This is a genomic window from Bartonella sp. AP88HLJMH, assembly GCF_042195605.1.
GTDB lineage: Bacteria > Pseudomonadota > Alphaproteobacteria > Rhizobiales > Rhizobiaceae > Bartonella.
Map to the genome: position 1 here is coordinate 1 of NZ_JBHIOR010000041.1, position 4,734 is coordinate 4,734.

A 4,734-nucleotide genomic window follows, 5' to 3' on the forward strand; every position below is an offset into this window, starting at 1 on the left:
AATGCATATATACAAAACGTATCATATTGCAAGCGCTCTATGAGAGATATGAAAACTTATCAAAAGGAATGTAAATGATGCGTATGATCTTTAATCACTCTTTTGAATGAGAGAGCCTATAAATGCTTTTTGTTTCTCTCAAACGTATTAATCATAACGTCTTTATCTTTTAAAGAGATTCATTGAAAACAAAACCCATGATCATGATGCTTCTTTTAAAACGTTTCAATATACTAAGCTCAAAATCGAGCTGAGTGAATTCAAATAACGCATTCTATAAAATCAAAACGCTTGTTAGCTTTAACAAAACTCGTTTTTTACATTTACGAGTATTGGTTTTCAAAACAATCTCTCATAAGACAAATAAATAACCGCTTTTATCAAACGCAAGGCTTTAAAAACTGTTATAAACATCTGTTTCAAACGTTTAAACGTTCATTTAGAAAGGCTTTCATAAGTTTCTTTTAAACAGAACTTCTTTGCAAATTAATCGCTCTATATTTGTACTCTGTACTTTTAAATGGTAACTTTTAAAACGTTTTTTAGTACCATACCTAAGGTAAAATAGTATTTTACTGCTATGGTATTACCCGCCTCCATTTTTTTTGTGGAAGCGAATAATTCCGTTCTTAAAAACTAGTCTGCAATCTATTCATTAAAAGGCTTTTCATTTCATAAGATATAAAATACCTCTTTATCGTTTTTTTAACTTTTAGTAAGCGTTTTAAAAGCGATTTTATCCTTAATCCTTTTATGCAATCTTTATAAATTAAACCTATTATTCCTTTTTAAGGTTTCGCTCAAAAAAGAGCAAAACTTATACCATTCTTTAAACGTATAATCGATAATTCCAAACGACTAAATTTTTAAACAATGTGATTTGTGCTGTGATAAAAACGTATCATAAAATTTATAAACTGTTATAAATGATATCTGCTTTTCATTTCATTTGAATGCACACATGCGTTATAACATTTACATCATGATTTGCTTTTTATGGTCTATTCATACATGGCAATCTTATATAAAAAATGATCAAATGAATCATGCATAAAAGTGTGGATTCTTAAGTGGATTTATATAAAATAATTGCATACAAACTATTGACTTTATTGTGTTTTTGTTTATAATGTCCTTCAACAAGTGTGACCATCCGACGACCGTTTTCAACATCAATGCCCTTCTCATCATCGTAAGCTTCAAGATCATTATGATGAATGCCTTCATAAGCAGCCCCATCACGCGCCCAATCAGCACTCAGTTCACTCCAATGGGCTTTTGGAAACATCTGCTTGGCTACTTCCAAGGGCTTGCGGTCTACATACCACATGCGTTGTGCATCGGTTAAATTCGGTTGCACCGCTGCACTATCCCAAACCATTTTTAAAGGATCTAAACGCGTAATAACCGGTTCACCATCTATACTGTTCTCATAATCAAGCCGCGTATCGGTCCAGCCCATGCCGCAGATGACAGCGTCTTGGAAAGCATCACTATCTGCATATTCAGCATGTGCCATATCGCGAAACCATTCCGCTGCTCCTGTAAGCAATTCACTTGGCAATGCCTTGCCTATTTGACGGGGAATGAATTGCACCTCTCGTTTATTGTTACGCTCTGAACCCACAACGGCATTAACCAATGGTGCAATACGGTTAAACGTCATAACGGGGCGGCGTTGCTCTTTTAACGCCGCTAAATCAGCCTCATTCCACTGATCACCATTGTAAAATCGAAAATCCTCTCTTGCATGTTCGCGCCATTTGTTCACATGCTCAACATCTTCTTTGTACCAGCTCACAAGCTTGCGAAATAAGCCTTCTGTCGACAAATCTGATGCGTTACTTTCTTTCTCTAAATGCTCTTCATCATACATCATTCTGCCATCCATGACGTGCTTTCATAAGTTTCTCTACCGCTATAAGCTGGTCTCTTCTGTTTCTGCACCGGCTGTTCATAACCCACACACATCAAGCCAAAGGCATCCGCACCATGACTGGACCAATCATGCTCTGCTCCCAAGCCAATATTGCGCTTCTCATCCCATTTCTCATGATACCAATTCAGTGCTTTACGACCCGCTACGGTTGTCTCTTCGTTAAACCATACTGAAGGTAAAATACGTCGCACCGCCTCTATTCGCATCTTAACAGCACCTGCCCCTTGATTAGGAATGACTTGCGTTTCAAAACCCGCATCATTTAAAGCACTCTCAAAACTCACATTGTGTACACGGTCTCTTGTTGCACCATCATGGGGGAGAACCATCAATGCCTTCTCATAACCATTTTGACGCAACCAACCGATATGTTCCGATAACGGCTGTCCCTGTGCTTCGTAATAATCAAGCACTCTGATCTCTCTACCAACAAATTGCGCTATCCATATCGCCGTGGCATCTGCCTTGGCGCCTGTCCCCCCAATGTCCCAAAAAGCACGTATTTGCATTAAAGGGTCACGAGCAACACGCCCTATCCGCCCCTCTTGCTCGGCTGCCAACATTTCCTTTTGATAATAAGCGCCTTGAACCGCTGTAAGATAATCCCCTTCCCAGATATGCTTATAGGTCTCGGGGCGGTTTCTCAGATCATCAAGTCGTGCTTCATTCAAGATTTTCGGAAACTTCGGATTGTCTGACCAGTTGATCTCCACACGCTTAATTGCCTCATTGTCTGAAAAGCGAAACCGCTTCTCAACGGGTGCATTCTCTCGCAACGGGTTCCATGTCACCCATAATTCTGCATTCCAATCTTTTCCTTCTTCTCGCAAAGTCGGTATAAGCGTTTGCCAAGCCGTCTCTGTTACCGGCTCTGCTTCATCAACCCAACAAAGCAAAATGCGCCCCATCGATTTAATGCTCGCAATATTACGGTCAAGACCAGAAAACTGAAAGGCTACGCGACCATCTATCGACTTAATCGAAGATTCCCCAACCTTGTAATAGTCCTTTAAAAAGTCGTGCGCTTCAATGGCGCGCTTAATCTCCTCCAATGAACTCTCTGCTAGCGAATTCTGAAACTGACGTGCACAAAGAATGGTCCCCGATATCCCCTGCATACCAAATTGATAGCCTTTTAAAGCAGCCATCAATGCAAATGATCTTGTCTTTCCAGACCCTCGTCCACCCCAAGCCGCCCGTACCAAAGCGTCCCCTGCAAAAATAGGAATGAGTTTTGGTACAATACTAATCTGTCGTGTTGTCATTGACCAAAGGCGCGATTTCTACACGCGTTATCACCTTAATGGCTCCCCCATCTTCACCTGTTACCTGTAAAGGCAACACCTTACCAAGCAACGCTAAATAAGCCGCTGGACATTCTATAGCCTGCTTTTCCAAATAGGAGATCAAACCATCATTGCCAATTTTATTCCCAGCATTCTCAGCAGCCTTAACCACTGCTTCTTTTAAAATGCGCGTCATCTTATTCGGAACGCCTTTGACACGCCCTTGACCTGCCTTTGGTGGTATACGCTTTTTAATGGGTTGTGGAGCCTGCTGTGTATTTTCTGATGTCATAAAATACGCCCTCCAGATAATAAAAAACCCCGCATTTGCGGGGATTTTGAACTGTACATTTCCCTCTCTAGACACAATACGCCTAAGTACAGTAATGTCATTAAATACGATTTGCTACACTTTGTCAACATAAAAATAACACATATTGATAATTTCAAAGGGAATCTGTATGAAGCGAAGATGCTACAATGAAAAACAAGATAAAATCTAATGTTATTATCGTATTTAAAGAAAATTGCCTTATTCGGAATAATAAGTATCTTATTCACTAGCCATATAAGTAGTCAATCATTAGCAGAAGATAGGTATTTAAAACTATGCCCAGATGGCCAAATTCCTGTTTTGCGTGATGTACGAAATCCATCTTCTTTTGTTACTTGTATTTCAGAAGAAATATTGGATTATAATTTTAATAAGTTTAAAAAACTCAGAGAAGAACTCGGAAATGACATTAGACTAGCTTCTATAAGTGAAAAAGACTATTATGAATTATTAAAACATCATTCTAAAAAAAAACAAATAATAGAATGGTTCGTAATAGGCTTTATAATAATCACCATAATGTCTCTTCCGATTAACATACTCTGGAGATTTAGGTTAAAGATTCCTGCGTTTTTATTTACAATAATGACCGTCTTAGCTGTTATTGCCATTCCCTTCATATTCTATTGATAGTTATTTTTGCAAAAGTGCTTCTGAAGCACATTAAGAGCAACGCGTAATGAATTCACAAGGTGTGGTAGCATTTGATCTTCTATAACGAGGGACTGTAACGCAGCATGAAGATTATACTGTCTATAGAGGCATTGGGCTTCTTTTAGTGCCTCTTGCATGTTTATAAACTGCTCTGTTGCAAATGCTACCCACTTGTCTCTTGCTTTATCATCAGAAGATGATGGCATTTCGTCATAAATTGCATTAGGCAAGCCTTTTGCACAAAGGTAATTATTTCTTATCTGTAGGTACTGTTGCGCGGCATCATATTGCTCTTGAGTAAGCACGCCTTTTAAACAAAGTCGCCCTATATAAGTACCAGAAAGTGGATTTTTTGCCTCCTGTAGCGTTAAACCGAAGCGCTTTGCACGCATTTCTATTGCCAATTTATCAACGGCTTCACGCGGTGTTTTGCAACGTGATATACGTCCGTTTGGTTCTCTTAGCTGCCCTGCTATTTTAGGGCGTCCCCTCTTTTTGTTTTTTTTCACTTATGTCCTCAG

Annotated in this window: 4 protein-coding genes and 1 pseudogene; 1 reads left to right on the forward strand and 4 read right to left on the reverse strand. The window is 39.1% G+C overall.

What is annotated here, in order from left to right:
* Positions 1-1,135 precede the first annotated feature (1,135 nt).
* From ACFIMA_RS09085 to ACFIMA_RS09095, 3 genes and pseudogenes are all read right to left on the reverse strand, one after another.
* Positions 1,136-1,891, reverse strand: a pseudogene (locus ACFIMA_RS09085) (portal protein); the annotation flags it as partial.
* Positions 1,876-3,204 carry a PBSX family phage terminase large subunit gene (locus tag ACFIMA_RS09090; RefSeq protein WP_375693760.1) on the reverse strand — a complete coding sequence of 443 codons (1,329 nt, stop codon included), beginning with the start codon at positions 3,202-3,204 and terminating at the stop codon, positions 1,876-1,878. The pseudogene ACFIMA_RS09085 and the gene ACFIMA_RS09090, both read right to left, overlap by 16 nt.
* Positions 3,185-3,517 carry a hypothetical protein gene (locus ACFIMA_RS09095; RefSeq protein ID WP_375693391.1) on the reverse strand — a complete coding sequence of 111 codons (333 nt, stop codon included), beginning with the start codon at positions 3,515-3,517 and terminating at the stop codon, positions 3,185-3,187. Before ACFIMA_RS09095 ends, ACFIMA_RS09090 begins: the two co-directional genes overlap by 20 nt.
* 210 nt (positions 3,518-3,727) lie before the next feature.
* Between ACFIMA_RS09095 and ACFIMA_RS09100 the strand changes: the two genes are divergently transcribed.
* Positions 3,728-4,189, forward strand: a complete 462-nt coding sequence (locus ACFIMA_RS09100; protein ID WP_375613769.1) for a hypothetical protein — start codon at positions 3,728-3,730, stop codon at positions 4,187-4,189.
* Here the strand turns inward: ACFIMA_RS09100 and ACFIMA_RS09105 are convergent.
* Entirely contained in the window at positions 4,183-4,722 is a 540-nt protein-coding gene (locus ACFIMA_RS09105; RefSeq protein WP_375693390.1) for a hypothetical protein, read from the reverse strand. The genes ACFIMA_RS09100 and ACFIMA_RS09105 overlap by 7 nt on opposite strands.
* Between the last annotated feature and the right edge of the window lie 12 nt (positions 4,723-4,734).

What these genes read in the sequence shown, in the direction of transcription:
- ACFIMA_RS09090 (WP_375693760.1), bottom strand. Translation starts at nt 3,204, where the DNA reads ATGACAACACGACAGATTAGTATTGTACCAAAACTCATTCCTATTTTT.
- ACFIMA_RS09100 (WP_375613769.1), top strand. Translation starts at nt 3,728, where the DNA reads ATGTTATTATCGTATTTAAAGAAAATTGCCTTATTCGGAATAATAAGT.
- ACFIMA_RS09095 (WP_375693391.1), bottom strand. Translation starts at nt 3,517, where the DNA reads ATGACATCAGAAAATACACAGCAGGCTCCACAACCCATTAAAAAGCGT.